The organism is Chryseobacterium sp. TQ-BC-N36, assembly GCF_058382295.1.
Map to the genome: position 1 here is coordinate 2,191,352 of NZ_CM178175.1, position 22,938 is coordinate 2,214,289.

The window sequence follows — 22,938 nt, forward strand, 5'->3', positions numbered from 1 at the left end:
TTGATGGAAATTATAACAACCTCCGGATACGGCTTCTATCTCACAAAATATTATTCCTTTTGATCCGGTTCATAGTTCACAACACGTAAACAGCTTATTCTGTACTATCAATACTGCCAACAGACAAAAATTTGTATTTTTATCAAAATCTTTTGAACAGTAAGAAATTGTAAAGAGAAATGGCACCGATCACAAAAATCAAGACCTATCATTTTCTCCCGTATAAATACGGTTCGGAACTGCTGTTGGATATCGGGCGCATTGAAACTCTGAAAAATTATGTCTTAGATAATGCCCTGCATCAGCTTAGCTTTTATGAAATCATTTTTATCGAAGAAGGATCCGGGACTTTTATTTTAGATGAAAATACAATGGCAATCACTCCGCAAACTATTATTTTCACCAGTCCCGGACAAGTCCGTCGTTGGGAAATAGAAGAAATGGTAAAGGGATATACATTATTTTTTGAAAAAGATTTTCTTCATCTTTTCTTTTCAGATGAGTTGTTTCTTTACCGGTTTCAATACTTTCATCAGTATTCCCATCCCAACGAAATAAAGGTATCGGAGGCAGCTTTTGAAAAGTGCCTGACACTGTTATCTGAAATAGAGCGTGAGTTCGGGCAGCTTCAAAATGACAGTAACCATTTGATCAGGTCACTTTTGTATCAGCTGCTTATCATTCTCAACCGATATTATGCAGGGGTGTATAATGTTCAGAGGGATACTTATGTTCATGCTGATTTTTACAGATTCCGGTCTTTACTGGAAAAAAGATTTATGCAGGACCAGAAAGTGGAAGCCTATACCAAAATGCTTAATATCAGCCCGGGATTTCTTAATAAAATATGCAGGCAGTTTAGTGGGCTGTCTGCACAGCAAATGATTCATCACAAGCTGATTTCAGAAATAAAGAAACAGCTTTATAAAAATAAATCGGCAAAGGAAATCTCTTATGAGCTGGGGTTTTCAGATCCATCCAATTTTAACCGCTTCTTCAAAAAACTTACCAATACCACCCCTCAACAGTATCGAAAGAAAATGTAAAATGATCATTATAAAGATAAAATGACCTTTTTGCAGAATAGGAATGTTTCTACTTTTACAGAAAAAAGAAATATGATAAAATCTGTAACACTTGGTCTTTTATTCTTCTTTCTGAACCTATTCTCGGTAAGAGCAGAACAGCTATACGTGAATCCTCAGACCGGCAATGATACCAACTCCGGAATAAAAACCCAGCCGTTAAAAACTCTTTTAGAAGCCGCAAGGCGTGTCAACCTGAACAAAGAACAGACAGGAACAGTGATCATCCTCTCAGAAGGTATTCATCTCCTAACCCAGACGGTTATATTTACCAATGATAAATATACCTCTCAAAACCGTCTGGTTATCCGCGCAGAAGTGATGCCTGATGATACTGGCTGGACTCCTCAAAAGATGCCTGTTATAGTAACAGCAGTACCCCTTGAACCCGGTGTTGGCGGAAAAGAAGCCAAAGGGATACAACCCGAGGTAAGCCATGTTACCATTGAAGGGCTCAGGTTTACGGGCAGTCCTGACTATTCATATATCGATGGTACTAATCTACGCCGTTCGTATCCTGTATGGCGTGAGGGAAAAAACCTGGATGATCTGCTTATAGCCCAATGTCTGTTTGCAGGAAATGCAGATGTATTACCCTTACACGTAGGAGTTATAGCCAATGGATATGGTCTGGTTATCGATCATTGTGTATTTTTCAACTGTAAGATTCCGGTTGTTTTCTGGAAAAATGATGGAAAGACAGGTAGCCGCAGTGCGATGCACCATTCATTGGTATATGGCGGTTATTTCTGCGGAGTATGGACGACACAGGGAACCAACGGAGATGAATTCGACTTTCATCATAATATCATAGCTGACACAAGCACGATATGGATCAGAGAAAAAGGGAGTAAGCGCCAGTACAAAGCTTCTGACTGTATCTTTGTCAGTTATAATAAACTGGCAGGTTATGGAAGTGGTCCCTTAAGTGACAGTGATGCCACTTCAACAGATTTTCTGGAAATGAAAAACGTACAGACTGCCGGAACAGTAACCATTGAAAAAGATCAGAGTAAACGTAATTACCTCCAGCTGGCAGAAGGCTCCATAGGATCTGATTTAAAGGCCGGTCTTTTTAAAGAAAACCTATAAAAAAAGAGCAGAGTTGATGGGGATTATTGAAAAAAATACTGAGAATACAAACAGTATAAACAGATTTCACTTTCAAAAGAACCGTAAAAACAAAAAAACCTTCATTGCAGAAGGTTTTTTTATTATTTGTAAGCTTCGATTTTATCGGTAAGCGTATTGATAAAATTCTGTAATGGTTTTTCTACCATCATCTTGATAAATGGATTGAATTTCCCTTCAAATAGCATCTGAACCTCAGTCTGATTTTCGCTGATCGGATTTAAAGTAGCGGTTAATGAAAAATCCAGGCTTGAACTAGCAGATCTTAAAACAGCTTTGTGATCATCCACTTCATCTATTTTTAATGCGATCTCCGGCATTCCCTGTAATCCGAATTTAAATCCGTTATCTCTTGTTTCAAATTTCTGAAGACCATCCGGCATAAAATCTTTATAATTTTCAGGGGAATTCAGCAATTCGGTAAGTTCTTTAGATGATTTATTGACAATAATCTTTCGTCCTTCTAAATTCATTTTTTATTTTTGTATTAAATTCTTAACTCTTACAAATGTATAAAGTTTTTGTCAACGAAAAAAAATTATTACTATCTAAGCATCCTGAAGAACTTGAAAAAAAGCTTGGGTATGAAAATTATACCACTTTAGAGATCGCATTGGATCTTCTGGAGAATACTTCTGTGCAGGAACTTAATGTATATGGAGAGAATTTGGATGAAATCTGGCAGGAATTCCAAAAGCTTTTTAGGATTATTGAGGCTGCAGGAGGTCTCGTTAATGATCCCGAAGGTAAGATTCTTTTCATCAGAAGGCTGGGAAAATGGGACCTTCCGAAGGGGAAGATGGAAAAAGGAGAATCCAGAGAAGAGTCTGCCGTACGGGAAATAGAGGAAGAAACGGGCCTGAGTGATGTTGAGCTTGTAAAATTCATCAATACCACCTACCATATCTATATAGAAAGAAATGGAGAGAAAATTTTAAAATGCACCCACTGGTTTGAAATGAATTTTGACGGAGAAGATACTTCCAAACCACAGATAGAAGAAGGCATTACCGAAGTGGCATGGAAGACAACATCAGAAATTGAGAATGAAGTTTTCCCAAGTACTTTCAAAAACATCCAACTGATCGTAAAAGAATTCTGGGATTTGAATAAATAAGTCATAAGGCCGGAAGTTGGAAGAATGAAGCTGGAAGTTACGATCCAGCACCGCTCGTTTTCTGGTGATCATTTTATTTTAACAATGAAAATTTATAAAATGGTATAGAAAAGAGAATACTCGTTGTTTACCTTCCCTCTCCCAGCCTCCAGCTTCCTTACTCTAAATAAAGTCGATCGATTTTTCCAGCGCAATTCCTCTGGATCCTTTCAACAGTATGTTTTCGGACTGAATTTTATTCTGCTTTAAATATTCTATTAATTCTGTAGTACTATCAAAAGCAGGATCTGAAAAATTAACGGCTTTAAAATGTTTCCCTACAGTGATAATTTCATTGAAATTAAGATCATGGGCCAGTTTTAAGACATTCTGATGTTCTTTTTCACTCTCGTCTCCAAGTTCAAGCATATCTCCAATAATAATGGTCTTACTGCCTTCAAAACTGATAAAATTATTTAAAGACGCAGCCATGGAACTTGGGTTCGCATTGTAGGTATCCAGTACAAGAGTTCTGCCCTCTTTTTTCACTACCTGAGATCTCATGTTGGTAGGCGTATACAGCTCCAGCGCATGCTTTATGTTTTCAAAGCTGATTCCGAAATGAAGCCCTAAGCTTGCTGCTGCACAAAGGTTGGTAAAATTATATTCTCCTGTCAGTTTTGAAACGGCTCTTACGCCCTGATAACTCAACCCTACAAAATGTTCTTCTGAAAAAGACTCAAAATTATAATCGGAAGTATCTTTTCCAAAAGTAATTTTAGGGGAATAATTTTCAGTTTTCTCAGCCTGGATAGGATCATTTTCATTAACAACTATTGTTCTGTTATTGCTTTTAAGATAATCATACAGCTCAGATTTTCCTTTTATTACTCCTTCAAAGCCTCCGAACCCTTCCAGATGAGCTTTCCCGAAATTGGTAATATATCCGAAATCCGGTTGGGAAATGGTACACAGAAATTCAATTTCTTTCTGATGATTGGCTCCCATTTCAATCACAGCCATCTCATGTTCGGGTTTAATGGAAAGGATCGTTAAAGGGACTCCGATATGATTATTAAGGTTTCCGGATGTATACTGAACATTAAACTTTTCTGAAAGAACAGCATGAATCAATTCTTTTGTCGTTGTTTTTCCGTTACTTCCTGTAAGACCTATAAAGGGAATGCTAAGCTTACTTCTGTGATAGACCGCCAGCTGCTGCAGGAACTCAAGCGTTGATGGAACATAGAAGATATTTTTATCTCTGTTTTCAAATTCCGGAAGCTCAACAATCACCGCCAGGGCTCCATCATCAATCGCTTTTTCAGCCTGAGTAGCCGCATTAAAATTTTCGCCGGAAAAGGCAAAGAAAATATCATTCTCTGCTATTTTTCTGCTGTCAATGGTCACTTTTGCAGCCTGCAGAAATAAAGGATAAAACTGTTCTATATTCATGTGGAAATATATATTTTTTTTAAAGAAGTCATATGCAATCGCCAAATCTGTACGAGTATTTCAGGCTTTTCAGTCAAAGCGATTTCATCATTCAAAAATAAAAAAACCTTCCGAAAATCCGGAAGGTTTTTTATAAGTATTTTTTTGATAAATATTATCTTCTAGTTCTACTCTTATCGCTGGTTCTGGCATCCTGTGCAACACGGAAACCTACCCAGCCATAAGCTTTGTTTTGGTTTTTATATCTTCTTTGTCCCGGATCCAGCCAATATGCTGTATCCTGCCAAGAACCACCTTTTACTACTCTAACCTCGTTAGAGATTTCAGAAGTTCTGTCTCTGGTATCTTTCTGCAGTTTTACTCTACCGTTTCCGTCTACAACGAATCTTGATTTAGGAGAGTTATACATATCGAATCCTGCAGTAGAATCTGAAGCTCTGTAATATTCTAACGAAGACTGTCTGTCACCATCTCTGTAGTTTCTGTAGTCTGCAATCGTTTGTCTTTCAAACTGTCCCGGAAGCCCTTTGTAAACTAATCTTCCGTCAGCCAAAGTATCATATTTGATTGAGCCTTCATCGATCATTTTGTAAGTTCCGTCTCCGTTTCTTACGATAGCCTGAGGCATATTACCTCTATAGTAGTTGAAATCGTTATAATCTTCATCAATGATTGGTCTGTAAACGTCAGCAGTCCATTCTGAAACGTTTCCATACATACCATAGATTCCTAAATCGTTAGATGGATACTGTCTTACGTCAGAAGTTTGTGCTGATCCGTCGTTTTTCCATCCTGCGATACCGGAATAGTCACCTTTACCCATTTTGAAGTTTTCAAGGAACATTCCTCTGTCTCTTCCTTTAGTACCTCTTAATCTTTCAATTTGAGGCTTTTTACCCAGGTATTGGTTATATTCTCTGTTTTTAGCCATCCCAAGAGCTGCATATTCCCATTCTACTTCGGTAGGAAGTCTGAATTTCTGTACCATTGCAGCATTTGGAGCTCTGTTGGCAGCAAGCAGTCTCTGGTTGGTCGTTTTCATACCTGTTTTCTGCTGCATTCTTTTTTCATTGATATATCCCTGCATTTCAGGATCATTGGATTTGAATTTATCCATATTGAATGCAGTTCCTCCCTGGTTGTTGGATTCGTTGATATACAAATCTTTGGCAATAATACCGGCCTGCATCAAAGCTTTTTCATTCGCTCTGTCTGACAGCCATTCGCAGTATCTGTTTGCCTGGGTCCAGGAAACACCTACCACCGGATAGTAATCAAACTCCGGAGAACGCAGATACGTTTCATTATAATCGTTTCTAGATAATTTGTTGTCCCATAATAAGGTATCCGGCAAAGCACCGTTATAGATCTCCTTAAAACTAGGGTCACTTGGTGGGAATACATACTTCAACCATGTAAGGTATTCGCGGTATTCGTAGTTAGTAATCTCAGTTTCTCCGATAAAGAATGAACTTACCTGCATTCTGCGAGGTGTGTTATTCCAATCGTGCATAACATCATCTTTCACTAATCCCATTGTAAAAGTTCCACCTTCTACATATACCATCCCAGGCCAACCCTTCTGCTTCTGTTGCTTTCCTGCAAAAAACCAACCCTGTTTTTCGTTTGGTTTCCAACCTGTTTTGCTGACAAATTTTTTGGTACCGCCACCTTTGCTGGTTCCTGATCCGCCACAGCTGGTTAATGCAAGTGTAGAACTTAATGCTATTAATGAAAACAACTTTAGTTTTTTCATAGTCGATATAAATATTTTCAAAGTACAAAGAAAAAATAAATTATTCAATAAATCAAATAAAGATTTGATTTTTTTGAAAAACGATAACAAATTAATTTTATTGTATCACAATTTAATTCTAAAATTTTCATTTATTTTGTAATTTAGCAATTTCAATAGTAAACATGAAACGAAAAATAACGCTTTTATCTTTAATCGCTTTTGCATCAACACTTTACGCCCAAAGAAACACCATAGAATGGAATGGTTCTAAAATCCAGGATTTTGGTGACACAAAATTAAATCTTCCCAATTTCAAAAATGAGGGTTTTTCTTTCAGCCAAAATAATGTTTTTATAGTAACCAAGCAAAAAATCGGAGAAAAGCAGTTAAAAATCTCAGACCTTGTCTGGGAAAACGTTTCCAACCAGGATTTATTTGAGCTGGATAAAGGCAGGCTTCCTGCGAATGATGTGGCAGATGTTTCTTATTATACATTAGATGGAGACAGCTATGCCAGTATCAGTGTTGCCCTTTTTAAAAATGTAAAGGGCCGTGTTCAGAGATTATCTTCCTTCAATGTTTCAGAAGCTTCTTCTTTCGTCAATACTACAGGAACGGTCAATAAAGTAGGAACTACTGTTAATCCTTTATCGAGTGGTAATTTTTATAAAATTAAGGTAGACAAATCCGGTATATTCAAAATCACCTCTCAGTTTTTGAAAGATAACGGGATCAATCCTGCTTCTGTAAACCCAAAGAATTTCAGAATTTATGGAAACGGAGGAATCATGCTTCCTGAATATAATCAGGATGTAAAATATGGAGCTCTACAGGAAAATGCGATTCAGGTGGTGGGTGAAGATGATGGTGTATGGAATGATAATGATTATGCCCTTTTCTATGCGCAGGGGCCGGATGGATATAACCTTTATGACACTTCCAACGGAAACGGTTTTAAAAGACATGAAACCCGAATCAATACAAGCAATAATGTTAAAAATATATATGAGGATTTCTCATATTACTATATCAACTTTGACAAAGGTGCCGGAAAAAGAGTTCCCACTGTTGACGGAAATCTTCCTGCTCAGCTGATCACAAGATATGACAATTACCAGGTGATCAACAAAGATCAGAAAAACCTGTTAAAAGTAGGCAGAACATGGGTAGAAGACACTCCTTTCAATAATGAAAAAACAGTAACACTCACGACCAATTCTCCTATACAGGCTAATGATGTGATACGATACAGAACTCAGGTCGTAGCATATAATTCCCAACAGAATACCATTGATTTTAAAATCAACAATTTAAATCCCCAACCGATACAAACGGTTCCTTCGGACACCTCGAGTTACCAGTATACCTTCTACCCTATAATATATTCCGGAACGCTGACCAATCTGACCGGAAACCAGTTTACACTGGTGTATAATCCTGACATCTCCAAAAATCCCAACGGGACCTTTTATTTTGATTATGTAGAAGTTCAGTACAAAGAAAACCTTGCTTTCAATGGCTCGCAGATGAACTTCAGGGATTATTCTATTGTAAGCGGAAGCAATACAGATTATGGTTTCAGTATCAGCAATGCGGCTAATATAGAGCAGGTGTGGGATGTAACAGATATTACCAATGCCAACAGAAGGGTGAATAAAGCCGGAGCCGGCTCTTTCAATTTTGCGTACACTGCTGCTGACCAGAACTTCAACAATGAATTTGTTGCTTTTCGTGCCGATGCTGCTTTCAGTCCTCAGTTTGTAGGAAGAATTGCCAATCAGAATCTTTCGGCTATACAAAATGTAGATTACCTGATTCTTACTGTACCGGAAATGATGGGACAGGCACAAAGAATTGCCAATTACCATCAGACCAATCACAATTACAAAGTAGAAATTGTAGATATTAATAAGATCTATGAAGAATACGGCAGCGGAAGCAAAGATCTTACCGCTGTAAGAGATTTCGTAAGCAAGCTGAATACGCCACTCGGAAGGCTTCAGTATGTATTCATTCTGGGAGATGCTTCTTACGATTATAAAAACAGAGTTCCAAATAATACAAACGTTGTTCCCAGCTACCAAAGTGAGCAGTCTTCAGATTACGTATCATCATTTGTAACCGATGATTACATTGTAATGACGAAGCCACAGAACACATTATTAATTGAAAATAATCTTCCGGATCTTCCTGTAGGGAGAATTCCTGCGGCCAATGTAAGCGAAGCCGGAGATATGATCAATAAAACACTAGCTTATTACAATTCCCTTCAGGGACAATCGAGCCCGTTTGGAGACTGGCGTATGAGGCTTGATTTCGTAGTGGATGATAATAATGAAGGAGGAAGTCCTTTCCACAATGTAATGAATGCTTCTCTGGCCGGTATATTTGAACAGCCAGGCCAGACTGACCTGAAAGAATATAATGTTAAAAAATTATACATGGATGCCTTCCCTGCTCAGAGCACATCCGGAGGACGAAGATATCCACAGGTCAACCAGGCTATCTCCAATGCGATAGGAAACAGCTTATATTTATTTTATTTCGGACACGGAGGAATTAACGGCTGGGCACAGGAAAGAGTACTCACAAGTACTGAGGTTCAGAATGCCAATAACTTTTCCAATGTATACAGCAGATTCCCGTTTGTATCTACCATCACCTGTGAATTTACATTATGGGATGAGCCGGCCACCAATTCTGTAGGTGAGCAGTTTATTAAAATGAAACAGGGAGGGGCTTCAACAATGATTACCTCCAGCCGTGCCATCGGAGTGGATTACGGACGTGATTTTACCAATACATTTACCCAAAATATCTTTAAATTAACCAATGATGATTTCAACTCTTTAGGAAATGCACACTTAATTGCAAAAAAACAAAAGGGTCCAAATAATAATCACCTAAAGGTTAACTTCCTGGGTGATCCTGCCATGAAACTGAGCAGACCTCAAAGACTCCTGATTATTGATAATATTGAAACTCCGGTTCCGGGGCTGATAAGAGGTTTGGATTTCGTTAAAATAAAAGGACACATCAATAATCCAAACGGAACATTAAATAATACTTTCAACGGAAAAGTAAGTATCAATATTTTCGACAAAAGACTGAACAAGAAAACCTTAAATAACAACGGACTTTTATCTCCTGTCCTTGATTACACAGAAGAAGGAAGTGCTATTGTAAAGGCTGCCGGAACTGCTGTAAACGGTGTATTCACTGCTGAATTTTATGTACCTAAAGATATTAATTATGCTGTAGGCCAGGGAAGAATACTTGCCTATGCAGATAATAAGTCAACTGATGTTTTCAATAACCAGGCCGTACAGGTAGGTGATATTAATCCAAACGGAATCAATGATAATCAGCCCCCAAAAGTAAAGCTGTACATGAATAACACCAACTTTGCGGATGGCGGAATTACGAATCAGAATCCAATGCTTCTTGCCTGTCTTACCGATGATACAGGAATTAACTCAACAGGATCTGGAGTAGGGCATGACATTACCGTATATCTTGACGGACAGATCATCAATACGGTCGTTTTGAATGATTTTTATTCTGCAGGAGAAGGAAATGGTTGTTTAAACCCAAGTCTAGCCGATTATCAAAAAGGGAATGTAACCTATCCTTTCAGAAATCTGGCAGTGGGGCAACATCAATTAACATTTAAAGTTTGGGATATAAACAATAATTCGACAACTGCTACGTTAAATTTTGAAGTTAAAGATGAATCTGACCAGCACCTGACGATCAACCGTCCTCTGAACTGGCCCAATCCATTTACGAATAAAACATATATTCAGTTTGAACACAATTGTGATGATATTCTGGATGTGAACGTACAGATTTATACAATAACCGGAAGACTGGTAAAAACTTTATCACAACCGGTGGTTGCAGAACCTTTCCTACAGGGCTTTAGAACCCCTCGTCAGGCAATAGAATGGGACGGAAGAGATGATTTTGGGTCTACAGTAGCAAAAGGTACATATATTTTTAAGATATTTGCAAAAAGTCAAAATCAAGAAAAATGCAAAGGAAGTGCTACAGCTGTAGAAAAAATGGTACTTTTGAAATAATTAAATAAAACATAGACAATAATATTAATAAAAAACTGATAATATATAAAAGACAACATATGAATTTAACTACTAAACTGCTTTTAGGATTTGGTTTGAGTGCTGGTTTTTTAGGCTATTCGCAAGATTTAGGTAAAGTAAACCCAGTTCTTACCGGAGCTCCTTTCTTAAGAATCGCACCTGATGCGAGATCAGGAGGTATGGGAGATCAGGGGGTGGTAACCTCTCCGGATGCATTTTCACAATTCTGGAATGCGGCTAAATACCCTTTCAGCAGGTCAAGTTCTTCCGTAGGTCTTAACTATACGCCTTACATGGGAAAACTTACCAATGATGTATTCTTATTATATGCTTCGTTCCATAAGTTTCTGGGGCAGGAAGAAAGATCTACAATTTCCGCGAGTATCTATTATTTCAATATGGGACAGGTAGACCTGACTCAGTTGGTGGGTACAGAAATTGCTTCAATGGGTACATCAAAACCAAACGAATTCTCAATTGACGTTGCCTATGCCTTGAAGCTTTCTGATTCATTCTCCGGAGCTGTTACCGGAAGATTCATCCGTTCAGATTTAGCCGGAGGATTCAACACAGATACTACACTTAAAGCGGCTAACAGTTTTGCGGTAGACGTTTCAGCATATTATAACTCTCCAAGATTCTCCAGTATCGGTGGATATGATGGTAAAGTAAATGCAGGTTTAGCTATTCAGAATTTAGGTCCTAAACTGGATTATACAGGAAATGAAGAATCAAGATCTTATCTTCCTACCATGGCAAGATTAGGGGTTGGATATGACATGTACCTGGATGATATGAACAGAATCGGAATTTCTGTGGAAGGTTCAAAACTTTTGGTTCCCGGATCAGAATACGCAGGAATAGACCCGAATACAAGACAGCCTATTTACCAGATCCCGAACGTAGGACCTATGGCTGGTATCGGAAAATCTTTCAAAAATAAAAATAGTATCATGTACAGTGGTGCTTTAGAATATTCTTATGACAATGCATTTTCTGTAAGAGGAGGTTACTTCCATGAAAGTGAAGAGCAGGGAGCAAGACAGTTTGCTACAGCAGGTGTCGGGTTAAAATACCGCTCTTTCGGATTGGATCTTTCCTATCTGATCAATATGTCCAAAATCAACAGTGCACTGGATAATACACTTCGTTTCGGTCTTACCTGGAACATTGGAGACGAAACATCCAACGTAGATCGTTAAAAAAAACAACAGCAATAAAAAAGCCTCATACTTTGTAATGAGGCTTTTTTATTAATTGTCAATCGTCAATCCATTTCGCTTGTCAATTTCTTTTACAGACTGCAATCATTCACCATTCACTTTGCAAAGCAAAAATTCACTATTGACCTTTGAATAAATCAATGGTATAATCAAGGAGCTTTCCATCTCCATAATCTCCATGCCCCGGAACTACAACCTTCACATTGGGATATTCTTTTTTAACTTTCTCAACGGTTTTGGACCATGCAGAAATATTAGCATCTCCCAAATATCCTTTACCTGCCTCAAGCTCTTTTAATAAACAGCCTCCAAACAAAATATTTTCACCTGGAAAATATCCTACAACATTATCTTTTGTATGTCCCTCACCAAAAAACTTTGCAACAACATCTTTATCTCCTACCTTTAAAATAACAGCATCATTAAAACTGTTTTCAGGAATGACAAAATTATTCTCTTTGGCTAATTCAATTGTTTTAGCATATGAATAAGAGGGAATATTATGTTTATGAAAAGCCATCAATCCTCCTAAACTGTCATCATGAAAATGGGTTGGAATAATTGCATTGATCTTAGCATGCAACTTTTCATTGATCCATCGTATCAGCTCTTCTGAACTTTTATCCTGAGTAGGAGTATCAAAAACAATAGTTTCGTTGTGATCTTTTACAATCAGTCCATTACAGGGCACATTCCCGAAATCATTCGTCTGTTTAAAAGAAGTATGTATAAAAGAATTTTCCGAAATCTGAGTGATAACCAAGTCTTTTGATTCATAAATTTTCTTTGCTTTAAAACCGTTCTTGTTTTGTGAACTACAACTTAAAATGATAAAAGAACACAAAATGATACATACATTTTTAATAATGAATTTCATAAAACTATTATTTAAAATTGAGATAATCTAAGATAAGAATTCATGGAACAAGATTTGTTAGCTGTTGTGTTAAAACTGGTCAAGCAATACATTATGAATCTGCTTCATCTGTCAGTTTATTTTAAATGATACAATAACCTACTTAAAAAAAATATAACATTTAAGTTGATAAAAGTATCTTTTTTATGGCGATTTTCTTAAATTCAATAGCTATTTTTGTAGTATGAACTATTCAGCGGAACTCAAAAAATTCGTAACCAGTCAGTATGTATATTCTGCGATCAGAATTACATTAGCTACTGTTCTGCCATGTTTAGTTCTCGCTCACTTTGGGATCTTAATGGAATATTTTCTATTCCCACTCGGAACCAGCTTTGTAGCTCTCACAGATCAGCCAGGCCCTTTCATCCGCAGAAGAAATGCTCTTACCTTTGCAATCTGCAGTTTTGTATTGGTAGCGCTCATTGCCAGTCTCGTGATGAGCATCAAGATACTGGTACTTCTTGAAATCATCGTATTTGGGATGTTTTTTTCCCTTATCGGAGTTTACGGACAAAGACTGGCTGCAGTAGGTTCACTATCCCTTGTTGTACTCGCTATCTTTATTGACGGACATCTTACAGGAAATAATATCTTTAAAAGCCTGCTGATATTTGCTTCCGGCTGTACATGGTTTTTACTCATATTCCTTATTGTAACAACAATTCGTCCTTATAAACTGGCAAGCCAGATGATTGGAGAAAATTATCTTCAGCTTGCCGAATTTTTAAAGATCAAAGCCAGTTATTACCAGAAAAATCCGGATTTTAATAGGCTGACCACTCAGGTTATTGCCAAGCAGATTGAAATAAAAAACCTGCAGGAAGACACCAGGGAAACAGTTTTTAAAACAAGAACAATCGTCAATGAATCTACAACAACCAGCCGTTTACTGATGTTGATGTTCCTGAATTCTATGGACCTTCATGAAAAGCTGATGACCTCTGAAAGCGATTATCAAAAGTTACAGCAGAGCTTTGAAGAAAGTATGATCCTGGTCAATATTCATGATTACCTTAATCTTTTGGCAGAAGAGATTACCAATATTGGAATTGCTCTTCAAAGCGGTACAAGAGCAAAACCTATGTTCAATCTCGAACTGGAATTAAAGAATCTTAATTATAATTATTTCGAACTCAGAAATAAGCAGCTTTCTCCTGATAACCTTGAAAACTTCATGATCCTGCGACAGATCCTGATGCGTATTTATGAGATTACCAAAGAAATCAACGAAATCTACAAAGTGTTTTCACAGGATATAAAGCTGGCAAAAAGTTTATCTACAGGACTGGACTTAAGGAAATTTATGCCCAATGAACCTAAGCTTAACGCTAAGGTATTAAGAAATAATATTTCCTTATCATCATCCCATTTCCGCCATGCAATCAGAATTACAACCGCATTGCTGTTAGGATATCTTTTTTCTATGTTTGATTTTCTGGGACTGGGGCATACCTACTGGATATTAATCACCATTACAGCTATTCTGAAACCTGCCTATTCCATTACCAAGCAGAGAAATCTTCTTCGTCTTTACGGAACCATTGCAGGAGCTGTTATTGCTTATGCCATTCTGTATTTCATACATATCAACGGACTGCTATTCGCTATCCTGCTTATCAGTATGATCATGTGTTTCAGTTTTTTAAAAGGGCGGTATTTCTGGGCAGTTTTATTCATGACCATCTATATTTTCCTGAGCTTTAATTTTCTGAATCCGGGGAAAGTCAATATTATTTTTAAAGACAGAATTGTTGATACGGCTATTGCCGGAATTATCGCTTTTGTGGTATCTTACATTGTATTGCCCGTTTGGGAACATACACAAAATCTGGACCTGATGAAAAAGTCCGCAACAGATAACCTCATCTACTTCCAGAGTGTGATTTCAAAATTTCTGAAGGGAAATTTTGACCTTGAAGATTATAAGGTAAAGCGAAAGAATGCCATCATTTCTTTAGCCAACCTTTCCGATAATTTCCAGAGGATGATTTCTGATCCTAAAAACCAGCAGAAAAAACTGGAAGTTGTCCATCAGTTTGTAGCAACATCACATCTTATTACAGCATACACCGCTTCCCTGTCTCAATATTCCAAAAGCAATGAGCAGTATCCGGAAATAGATGCTGAAAGCTGGAGCAGAAAGATTGAAGCAGAGATGCAGCAAACTTCTGCCCTTCTCAACGGAAATGATATCAATGAAACACTGAAAATGGAAAGCCGTCTTGAGCCTGAAGATTCTTCCATTGAAGACATGCTGCTGAAAAGAAAAACTGAAATTGAGGAAAATGATATTACAGACAGAAGAGATCCTGATAAGATATCACACCTGACAGAGCTTAAAAATATCCAGGATATTCTGGAACTGATCTACGATGTAGCGAAAGAACAGAGAAAAGTGATCGAAAAGTACAGAAACGAAACAACCCCTACTCCTCCACAATCGTAAAGCAGTAATCATCAAAAAACTCTACCCTGGCTTTGAATTCATCAGAAAACTGATCATCATATACCCTGCAGCTTATTTTATGAAGATGCTTCAGCTCAAAAGGCTTTACTTCATAGTTTTTCTTTAACGACCAGTACTTTGAATGATGAATTTTGTACATACTTTCCTTCACACTCCATATGATAGTATAAAAGGTATCTGCTTTATCTTCAGGAATAAACCCACGCTCATTTTCGTAGGTAAACTTATCAATGACCCTTAAAATCTTAGGATTAAATTTTTCAATATCAATTCCTATTTTGCTTTTAGAAATGGCAATTGCGGCAAAGGGAAAAGAATGGGTAATGGAAATTTCTGCATCATATGGAGAAAGAAAAGGCTCTCTCTCTTTGTATAAGATTTTAGAACCAGGCTTCAACCCTTTCAGAAGCTTACGCACCATCAGAACTTCCAGCAATTTTTTAGGATGATAATCTTTTACTTTTTCTGCATTTTCAGGTTCCAGAAGTTCATTGATATCAAGTTCTTCACTTTCATCATACTTCCAAACAAGGATGGTGGCATTATCATCTGAAAAATCTCGGTAAAGGGGCATTGTTTTTTTATTGGACAAAAATAGTGAAAAGAAATCATTCGAAAAAAGATGAAGGATGGAGGTGGCTTGAAGTGTATAAAGATTAATCATAGCGAGAACTTTCTTCCATGCTTCAGAATTTCATGTTGAATCTCATAGATCTTAAGTTGATCTGTCGTTTTTATATCTTAATTATTAATCGTAATTTTGCCTTTCATTATCAATTGAATTTAAAATTATTCATTACATATGAGTACTACAACACAATACCTTCCTTATAAAGTTAAGGATATCTCCCTTGCAGAATGGGGTAGAAAAGAAATTACCCTTGCTGAAGCAGAAATGCCTGGTCTGATGTCTATCCGTGAAGAATACGGTCCGTCTCAGCCACTGAAAGGAGCAAGAATCGCAGGATGTCTTCACATGACCATCCAAACGGCTGTGCTTATCGAGACTTTGGTAGCTTTAGGAGCTGAAGTTACCTGGTCATCTTGTAATATTTTCTCTACACAGGATCACGCTGCTGCTGCTATTGCTGCTGCAGGAATTCCGGTGTACGCATGGAAAGGTTTAAACGAAGAAGAATTTGACTGGTGTATTGAGCAGACTTTATTCTTTGGTGAAGACAGAAAACCATTAAACATGATTCTGGATGATGGTGGAGATTTAACAAACATGGTTTTTGATAAATACCCTGAATTAACAAAAGATATTAAAGGGCTTTCTGAAGAAACCACTACAGGAGTACACAGGCTGTATGAAAGAATGAAGAACGGAACTTTAGTAATGCCTGCAATCAATGTAAATGATTCAGTAACCAAATCTAAATTCGACAACAAATACGGATGTAAGGAATCTGCTGTAGATGCGGTAAGAAGAGCTACAGACGTAATGTTAGCCGGAAAAAGAGTGGTAGTTTGCGGTTATGGAGATGTAGGTAAAGGGACTGCTGCTTCATTCAGAGGAGCGGGTTCTATTGTTACCGTTACGGAAATTGATCCGATCTGTGCGCTTCAGGCAGCTATGGACGGCTATGAAGTAAAAAGATTAGACACTGTAGTAGACAATGCTGATATCATCATCACTACAACTGGTAACTTCAATATCGTAAGAGGAGAGCATTTCCTTAAAATGAAAGATAAAGCGATCGTTTGTAACATCGGTCACTTCGATAATGAAATCGATATGGCTTGGTTGAACAAAAACTATGGTCATACGAAGTCTGAAGTGAAGCCTCAGGTTGATATTTATACTGTTGAAGGAAAAGAAGTGATCATCCTTGCAGAAGGTAGACTTGTAAATTTAGGATGTGCTACAGGCCACCCAAGTTTCGTTATGTCAAACTCTTTCTCCAACCAGACTTTGGCTCAGATCGAATTATGGAATAACGCTGCAGCTTATAAAAATGAAGTATACACGCTTCCTAAGCACTTAGATGAAAAAGTAGCAGCTTTACACCTTAAGAAATTAAGCGTAGAGCTTGAAACTCTTTCTCCTGAGCAGGCTGCCTATATCGGAGTAGACGTACAAGGGCCATTCAAGCCGGAATATTACAGATACTAAGATCTTAATACAACATGATATAATCCCACTATTGATAAGATAGTGGGATTTTTTATGTGATACTACCCAGTATTTCTTATTTTTGTCCACAAAAAAAATAACATGAAAAAATTCTTATTTCTGGGACTCATGAGCTCAGTCGTATTCTTTAACAGCTGCAGCAGCAATGATGATAATGAGGGCACGAATACACCTTCCGAACAGCCTCAGCTGTTATTGAGTAAGATAACCACCGTTTATTACGATAATCCTTCCAATCCTGAAACAACTGTTTCAACTTTGAGTTATAACAATCAGAGACAATTAATCAAAACAATTTCAGAAGGAAGAACTTCAACCTTCGAGTATGACAATACCGGAAAACCTTCAAAAACAAACTATTATAAGTCAGATGGTACGGTAGATTATTATTCAGTCTATACTTACAATGGTGATCGGCTGACAAACGTAAAAGCGATTTACACAAACGCTAATTATAACAGGACAGTCACCTATACTTATAATACTAACGGACAGGTGATCTCCTCCACACTCTGTCAGAATCCTGAATGTTCCAACCCCGGGACTGATACGTATGTCTATAATGGAGATAATATTTCATCTGAAACGTCAACATTGGGAGGAACTATAACTTACAGCAACAAAAGTGATTTTTCTTATGATGACAAGCTCAATCCTTACACCAATATCAATAAGTATATTAAAATTATGATGGGAGGAGCTTATACTTTAAGCAAGAATAATTATCTCGTAGAAAAAATAAGCTTTAAAAATAACGGAGTATGGCAGCAAAGCCAGACTGTAACTTACACTATACAATACAACAGTTCAGGATTACCGGTTCAGGTTGTCGGAAAAGAAGCTGATGGAAGCCTTTCCGTTCAGTACAACTATGAATATATCACTCAATAAGGATTAAGCTCTCCGGTTTGGGGAGTTTTTTATGATAGATGAGTTATGAGAGTGAGATTCGGGTGATGTGCAGCTGAGATGATTGATATGTTCTCTGAGTTTATTTTTATAATTACCCAAAGAAACGGACTTTAGTTTAAGCGTAAAAATTAATAAATATACAGTGTCCGTATTTTACACATATTTCAACTTTACTAAGGCTCTGTTTATAAAAAATGAATATCTTAGCCCTCCTAAATAAAACATTAATCTATGAAAAAACAAAAGGTATCGAATGCATTTATCGCTGCATCGTGGGTAGCATTGGGAGCAGGAATGATCGGGTTCATTGTCGGCCTTGCAAGAGCTGAAATGCAGCTGAATGAAAAAGGGTATTATTTCACCATTCTTCTTTATGGTCTATTTGCCGTTGTTTCACTGCAAAAGGCGGTAAGAGACAGATTGGAAAACATTCAGGTAACAGATATTTATTATGGGATCTGTTGGTTTGCAACATTATCATCTATTGTATTACTTGCGATCGGACTATGGAATGCAACCATTCTTCCCAGTGAAAAAGGTTTTTATGCCTTTGCGTTTTTGCTCGCTCTCTTCGGAGCCATAGCAGTCCAGAAAAATACACGTGATAATATGATTCAGGAATAAAGCAGAACTCTCCATTTTGGAGAGTTTTTTATTTATATAGCTTCATTAAACAACATAAAATACTGTTAATTTTACAACAAAGTTAAAAATATATTAAGTTTTTTGTATTTTAGCTATGTTTATTTCACAAACTAATGACATGTACAAAAACTTTTACCTTTTCTCTACATATATTATCATTTCATTGTACAAAAAAATATATCCGGTAAAGTCCTATAGGAAAGTGCTAATAATTCCATATTCATTCTCTAACAGGTTTTGATGAACAATAGGATCTATCCTCTCCTATTTATCAAACAGTAACCAAAGACAAAACTAATACCTATAAAACGATAAACATGATCTTAAAAAAAATTCCAACATTCTTTTTTTTTATGCTGGTCTTCCTGGTGAAAGCCCAGAATGAATTCATTACCATCTGGAAACCTGGGTCTACTGTTTTACCGCCCGTAAACGTAGATGCTCCTTATCAGGCAAATTCTCAGCAGATATGGTTTCCCGGAATTGGTGACAATTATGATATTTACTGGGAGGAAGTAGGATACCCCCAACACAACGGGACTCTTACCAATGTCACTTCCACAAAGCAGGTTTTTATTGATTTTGGAACTTCCTTTTCAGACGGGCCCGATGCAAAATACAGGGTAAAAGTGAGCAATGGCAGCGGTACATTCAGACAAATCAGATTCGGAACATCCCAACTATTTCCCGGTCCCGAGCAACTCATCCCCATCTGGCAGATCAATGGAAGTACAGATAAATTACTAGAAATAGAACAGTGGGGTAATATTTCATGGACGAGTATGAACTGCGCCTTCAGTCTATGCAGGCTGATGGAGCTTACTGCCACAGATACTCCGAAACTTAATAATGTGGAGGATGCTTCTTTCATGTTTTATGGTACTACCAATTTTAAAGGCGCAAGCTCTATGCAAAACTGGGATACTTCGAAGATCCGGAATTTCAGTTTTATGTTTTCACTTTTATTTGATACACCATCGCCACCTGGGCTGACAGAGCAATTCAACCCGCCTTATCTTGACAGCTGGAATATGTCATCTGCCACGAATCTTAGCTATATGTTTTCAAACAGAACCCATTTTAACCAGACTCTTAACAGCTGGGATGTATCAAAAGTAACTGATATGAGCTGGATGTTTGGCCAGTGTTTAAGCTTCAATCAGCGTCTGGATAACTGGGATACATCAAACCTTGAAGATATGCACTTTATGCTTCATATGATTCCTGTCTTCAATCAGCAGTTAAACTGGAACACTTCCAACGTTACCAATATGGCTCATATATTTCATGGTTGCACATCCTTTAATCAGTCTTTAGAAAATTGGGACATGACTAAAGTAGAGAGAATTGATCATATACTGAATGGTGCAACAAGCTACAATCAGCCATTAGGAAACTGGAATTTGGCTTCTCTTATCAATGGTAACGGTTCTTTAACATTATCAGGACTTAATTGCGAAAATTACAGTAAAACACTCATGGGATGGGCAGATAATCCCAATACGGCGAACAATATCTCATTAGGTCCTTTAACAGTATTAAAATATGCTTCCAATGTATCAGACAAAAGAGATATTCTCATCAATAAAGGGTGGTCATTCACAGGTGATACTGTTGGAAGCTGTTTATTGTCTTCATCAGATGTAAAGCTGAGTAAAAAACTTTCGCTTTATCCTAATCCTGCAGTAGATGATATCCATATTGAAGGCCTAAGTGATATTAAAAATTATAAAATTTATGAGGCAAGCGGAAGACTCGTAAAGGAAGGAAATCCTAACAGAGATGCCATCAATGTAAGCTCTTTACCCAAAGGAAATTACATCATACAGCTTATCACGAAAGAAAAAACATTTTCTTCAAAATTAATTAAGAAATAACCATAAAGTACCCAATATGATACTGAAAAAATTTTTGGCAGTCTTTTTAATTTTGATGGTATACATGATAAAAGCCCAGAATGAATTTATCACCATCTGGAAGCCTGCTTCTACAGTGATACAGCCTATTACTGTAAGTGCTCCCTATCAGGCTAACGATCAACAAATATGGTTTCCCGGAATTGGTGAAAACTATGATATTTACTGGGAAGAAGTGGGTTTTCCCCAGCACAATGGAAGCCTGATCGGTGTAACTTCCACAAAACAGGTTTTTATTGATTTCGGGATGTCATTCGGAGATAAGGATGCTGCAAAATACAGAGTAAAAGTAAGCAACGGCAACGGTATTTTCAGACAAATAAAATTCGGCGATGTACAGGAAGTTCAGCTTCCGGATCAGATCTTCCCGATCTGGCAGATCAACGGCAGTGCCGATAAAATATTGGAAATAGAACAGTGGGGAAACATCGCCTGGACTTCTATGAACAGTGCATTCGGTCACTGTAAAATCATTCAGATCACTGCAACTGATATTCCTAACCTTAGCAATGTTGAAGATGCCTCTTATATGTTTTATGGTATAAAAAGCTTTACGGGTGCCAGCTCTATGCAGAACTGGAATACTTCAACAATTAAGAACTTCAGATTTATGTTTGCTATTATGTATGATAGTATCAACACCTCCCTCCCCGATCAGTTCAATTCTCCTTATCTTAATAGCTGGAACATGTCATCGGCAACTGACCTCAGTTTTATGTTTGCGGGAAGAGGAATATTTAACCAGTCGGTAAACAATTGGAATGTTTCGAAAGTGACTGATATGAAATGGATGTTTGCTCTTTGCCCAAGCTACAATCAGCCTCTGAACAACTGGGATACCTCGAGCCTTGAAGACATCCGCTTTATGTTCCACTTTGATTCTGCCTTCAATCAATCTTTAAACAACTGGAATACTTCTAAAGTTACGAATATGGCTCATGCTATTCATGGCTGTACAGCTTTTAATCATTCTTTAGAAAATTGGGATATGACAAAAGTTACCAGAATAGACCAGATTCTTAAAGAGACTCCGAACTTTAATCACTCTCTTGCAAGCTGGAATCTGGCCTCCCTGACTATCGGTGCACAGGCTTTGATGGGGGCAGGAATGGATTGTGAAAATTTCAGTAAAACACTGGCAGGATGGGCTGACAATCCTAACACGGCCAATAACATTGATTTAGATAATACAACACCTCTGACATACGCTTCCAATGCAACAGATAAAAGAAATATTCTTATCAATAAAGGCTGGATAATGTCTGGAGATACTGTAGGAAACTGCTTACTGTCTTCATCAGAGATAAAACTCAGCAAAAAAATCCTGCTTTATCCTAATCCTGCAGTGGATGATATTCATATTGAAGGATTAGATGATATAAAAGGATATAAAATTTATGATGCAGGCGGAAGACTGGTATTGGAAGGAAATCCTAATAAAGATATGATCAATGTGGGATCTTTACCAAAAGGTAATTACATTCTACAGCTCATCCTGAAACACTCTACGTTCTCTTCAAAATTCATTAAGAAATAAAACAAAGAAGCCCCGCTGAAAAGCGAGGCTTTTATTTTGAGTACTGAGATTAACTATTTGTCAAAATGATTAGGATGCTGAGCCTTGATATCATCTACTGTTCCTAACACCTTATCTTTTAAAGAATCCTGATATTTCTGAAGTTTTGCGGCCACTTCTTCATTACCGCTTCCTAAAATTTTTGCTGCCAATATCCCAGCATTCAAAGCTCCGTTCAAAGCGACCGTTGCTACAGGAATTCCGCCAGGCATCTGAAGAATAGATAAAACAGAATCCCATCCGTCTATTGAATTACTGGACAAGATCGGAACTCCGATCACCGGAAGTGTCGTACAGCTTGCCACCATTCCCGGAAGATGAGCTGCTCCTCCTGCTCCTGCCACGATTACTTTTAAACCTCTTTCCTGAGCCGTCTTGGCATAATCAAACATTCTTTCAGGTGTTCTGTGTGCTGAAACTACTGTCAGTTCATAAGGGATATCAAGGCTTTTAAGAAAATTTGCAGCCTGTTCCATGATCGGCAGATCGCTCTGACTGCCCATAATAATTCCTACCATCTTCAATTTTATTAGAT

At 37.5% G+C, this 22,938-nt stretch carries 17 protein-coding genes; 11 read left to right on the top strand and 6 right to left on the bottom strand.

From position 1 onward, the window contains the following. The first annotated feature begins 179 nt into the window (after positions 1 to 179). Positions 180 to 1,046 (top strand): helix-turn-helix domain-containing protein, encoded by an 867-nt coding sequence (locus AC3FI7_RS09770; protein ID WP_491461946.1) that lies wholly within the window; start codon positions 180 to 182, stop codon positions 1,044 to 1,046. 72 nt (positions 1,047 to 1,118) lie between these two features. Further along, positions 1,119 to 2,177: a hypothetical protein gene (locus tag AC3FI7_RS09775; RefSeq protein WP_491461947.1), complete on the top strand. Its 1,059-nt coding sequence runs from the start codon at positions 1,119 to 1,121 to the stop codon at positions 2,175 to 2,177. Between the two features lie 122 nt (positions 2,178 to 2,299). On the opposite strand, the gene AC3FI7_RS09780 is transcribed toward AC3FI7_RS09775, so the two are convergent. Next, on the bottom strand, positions 2,300 to 2,689 hold the full coding sequence (locus tag AC3FI7_RS09780; RefSeq protein ID WP_491461948.1) for an SRPBCC family protein: 390 nt from the start codon (positions 2,687 to 2,689) through the stop codon (positions 2,300 to 2,302). Positions 2,690 to 2,724: 35 nt separating this feature from the next. Here AC3FI7_RS09780 and AC3FI7_RS09785 point away from each other — a divergent pair, with 35 nt between their 5' ends. Then, positions 2,725 to 3,333, top strand: coding sequence for an NUDIX hydrolase (locus AC3FI7_RS09785; RefSeq protein WP_142723242.1), 609 nt, complete (start codon positions 2,725 to 2,727; stop codon positions 3,331 to 3,333). Positions 3,334 to 3,495: 162 nt separating this feature from the next. On the opposite strand, the gene AC3FI7_RS09790 is transcribed toward AC3FI7_RS09785, so the two are convergent. Continuing rightward, positions 3,496 to 4,767 (bottom strand): UDP-N-acetylmuramoyl-tripeptide--D-alanyl-D-alanine ligase, encoded by a 1,272-nt coding sequence (locus AC3FI7_RS09790; protein ID WP_491461949.1) that lies wholly within the window; start codon positions 4,765 to 4,767, stop codon positions 3,496 to 3,498. 154 nt (positions 4,768 to 4,921) lie between these two features. Further along, on the bottom strand, positions 4,922 to 6,523 hold the full coding sequence (gene gldJ / locus AC3FI7_RS09795; RefSeq protein ID WP_142723240.1) for a gliding motility lipoprotein GldJ: 1,602 nt from the start codon (positions 6,521 to 6,523) through the stop codon (positions 4,922 to 4,924). A gap of 164 nt (positions 6,524 to 6,687) precedes the next feature. Here gldJ and porU point away from each other — a divergent pair, with 164 nt between their 5' ends. Next, complete coding sequence (gene porU, locus AC3FI7_RS09800) at positions 6,688 to 10,587, top strand: type IX secretion system sortase PorU (RefSeq protein WP_142723239.1); 3,900 nt, start codon at positions 6,688 to 6,690, stop codon at positions 10,585 to 10,587. 59 nt (positions 10,588 to 10,646) lie between these two features. Next, positions 10,647 to 11,810, top strand: coding sequence for a type IX secretion system outer membrane channel protein PorV (gene porV / locus AC3FI7_RS09805; protein ID WP_142723238.1), 1,164 nt, complete (start codon positions 10,647 to 10,649; stop codon positions 11,808 to 11,810). Positions 11,811 to 11,949: 139 nt separating this feature from the next. Here the strand turns inward: porV and blaCHM are convergent, their stop codons facing one another. Continuing rightward, positions 11,950 to 12,708 carry a CHM family subclass B1 metallo-beta-lactamase gene (gene blaCHM / locus AC3FI7_RS09810; protein ID WP_491461950.1) on the bottom strand — a complete coding sequence of 253 codons (759 nt, stop codon included), beginning with the start codon at positions 12,706 to 12,708 and terminating at the stop codon, positions 11,950 to 11,952. Positions 12,709 to 12,931: 223 nt separating this feature from the next. On the opposite strand from blaCHM, the gene AC3FI7_RS09815 reads away from it, so the two are divergent. Then, positions 12,932 to 15,196, top strand: coding sequence for an FUSC family protein (locus tag AC3FI7_RS09815; RefSeq protein WP_142723236.1), 2,265 nt, complete (start codon positions 12,932 to 12,934; stop codon positions 15,194 to 15,196). Here AC3FI7_RS09815 and AC3FI7_RS09820 read toward each other — a convergent pair. Continuing rightward, complete coding sequence (locus AC3FI7_RS09820) at positions 15,177 to 15,791, bottom strand: 4'-phosphopantetheinyl transferase superfamily protein (protein WP_343659246.1); 615 nt, start codon at positions 15,789 to 15,791, stop codon at positions 15,177 to 15,179. The two genes, AC3FI7_RS09815 and AC3FI7_RS09820, sit on opposite strands and share 20 nt — an antisense overlap. Positions 15,792 to 16,019: 228 nt before the next feature. Here AC3FI7_RS09820 and ahcY point away from each other — a divergent pair, with 228 nt between their 5' ends. The 5 genes from ahcY to AC3FI7_RS09845 all read left to right on the top strand — a co-directional run bounded on the left by ahcY (position 16,020) and on the right by AC3FI7_RS09845 (position 22,364). Further along, positions 16,020 to 17,333 (top strand): adenosylhomocysteinase, encoded by a 1,314-nt coding sequence (ahcY, locus tag AC3FI7_RS09825; RefSeq protein WP_142723234.1) that lies wholly within the window; start codon positions 16,020 to 16,022, stop codon positions 17,331 to 17,333. 102 nt (positions 17,334 to 17,435) lie between these two features. Then, complete coding sequence (locus AC3FI7_RS09830; protein WP_491461951.1) at positions 17,436 to 18,245, top strand: hypothetical protein; 810 nt, start codon at positions 17,436 to 17,438, stop codon at positions 18,243 to 18,245. A gap of 252 nt (positions 18,246 to 18,497) precedes the next feature. After that, on the top strand, positions 18,498 to 18,890 hold the full coding sequence (yiaA, locus tag AC3FI7_RS09835; RefSeq protein WP_142723232.1) for an inner membrane protein YiaA: 393 nt from the start codon (positions 18,498 to 18,500) through the stop codon (positions 18,888 to 18,890). A 338-nt stretch (positions 18,891 to 19,228) separates the two neighbouring features. Next, complete coding sequence (locus tag AC3FI7_RS09840) at positions 19,229 to 20,788, top strand: BspA family leucine-rich repeat surface protein (RefSeq protein ID WP_491461952.1); 1,560 nt, start codon at positions 19,229 to 19,231, stop codon at positions 20,786 to 20,788. Positions 20,789 to 20,804: 16 nt separating this feature from the next. After that, positions 20,805 to 22,364, top strand: coding sequence for a BspA family leucine-rich repeat surface protein (locus AC3FI7_RS09845; RefSeq protein ID WP_491461953.1), 1,560 nt, complete (start codon positions 20,805 to 20,807; stop codon positions 22,362 to 22,364). Positions 22,365 to 22,417: 53 nt separating this feature from the next. Here the strand turns inward: AC3FI7_RS09845 and purE are convergent, their stop codons facing one another. Further along, positions 22,418 to 22,921: a 5-(carboxyamino)imidazole ribonucleotide mutase gene (gene purE, locus AC3FI7_RS09850; RefSeq protein ID WP_034699885.1), complete on the bottom strand. Its 504-nt coding sequence runs from the start codon at positions 22,919 to 22,921 to the stop codon at positions 22,418 to 22,420. Between the last annotated feature and the right edge of the window lie 17 nt (positions 22,922 to 22,938).

Bases quoted from the DNA above. Each gene is read 5' to 3' on its own strand.
- AC3FI7_RS09840 (WP_491461952.1), top strand. From the start codon at position 19,229: ATGATCTTAAAAAAAATTCCAACATTCTTTTTTTTTATGCTGGTCTTC.
- ahcY (WP_142723234.1), top strand. From the start codon at position 16,020: ATGAGTACTACAACACAATACCTTCCTTATAAAGTTAAGGATATCTCC.
- purE (WP_034699885.1), bottom strand. From the start codon at position 22,921: ATGGTAGGAATTATTATGGGCAGTCAGAGCGATCTGCCGATCATGGAA.
- blaCHM (WP_491461950.1), bottom strand. From the start codon at position 12,708: ATGAAATTCATTATTAAAAATGTATGTATCATTTTGTGTTCTTTTATC.
- AC3FI7_RS09845 (WP_491461953.1), top strand. From the start codon at position 20,805: ATGATACTGAAAAAATTTTTGGCAGTCTTTTTAATTTTGATGGTATAC.
- AC3FI7_RS09775 (WP_491461947.1), top strand. From the start codon at position 1,119: ATGATAAAATCTGTAACACTTGGTCTTTTATTCTTCTTTCTGAACCTA.
- AC3FI7_RS09790 (WP_491461949.1), bottom strand. From the start codon at position 4,767: ATGAATATAGAACAGTTTTATCCTTTATTTCTGCAGGCTGCAAAAGTG.
- AC3FI7_RS09785 (WP_142723242.1), top strand. From the start codon at position 2,725: ATGTATAAAGTTTTTGTCAACGAAAAAAAATTATTACTATCTAAGCAT.
- gldJ (WP_142723240.1), bottom strand. From the start codon at position 6,523: ATGAAAAAACTAAAGTTGTTTTCATTAATAGCATTAAGTTCTACACTT.
- porU (WP_142723239.1), top strand. From the start codon at position 6,688: ATGAAACGAAAAATAACGCTTTTATCTTTAATCGCTTTTGCATCAACA.
- AC3FI7_RS09780 (WP_491461948.1), bottom strand. From the start codon at position 2,689: ATGAATTTAGAAGGACGAAAGATTATTGTCAATAAATCATCTAAAGAA.
- AC3FI7_RS09830 (WP_491461951.1), top strand. From the start codon at position 17,436: ATGAAAAAATTCTTATTTCTGGGACTCATGAGCTCAGTCGTATTCTTT.
- yiaA (WP_142723232.1), top strand. From the start codon at position 18,498: ATGAAAAAACAAAAGGTATCGAATGCATTTATCGCTGCATCGTGGGTA.
- AC3FI7_RS09820 (WP_343659246.1), bottom strand. From the start codon at position 15,791: ATGCCCCTTTACCGAGATTTTTCAGATGATAATGCCACCATCCTTGTT.
- AC3FI7_RS09815 (WP_142723236.1), top strand. From the start codon at position 12,932: ATGAACTATTCAGCGGAACTCAAAAAATTCGTAACCAGTCAGTATGTA.
- porV (WP_142723238.1), top strand. From the start codon at position 10,647: ATGAATTTAACTACTAAACTGCTTTTAGGATTTGGTTTGAGTGCTGGT.
- AC3FI7_RS09770 (WP_491461946.1), top strand. From the start codon at position 180: ATGGCACCGATCACAAAAATCAAGACCTATCATTTTCTCCCGTATAAA.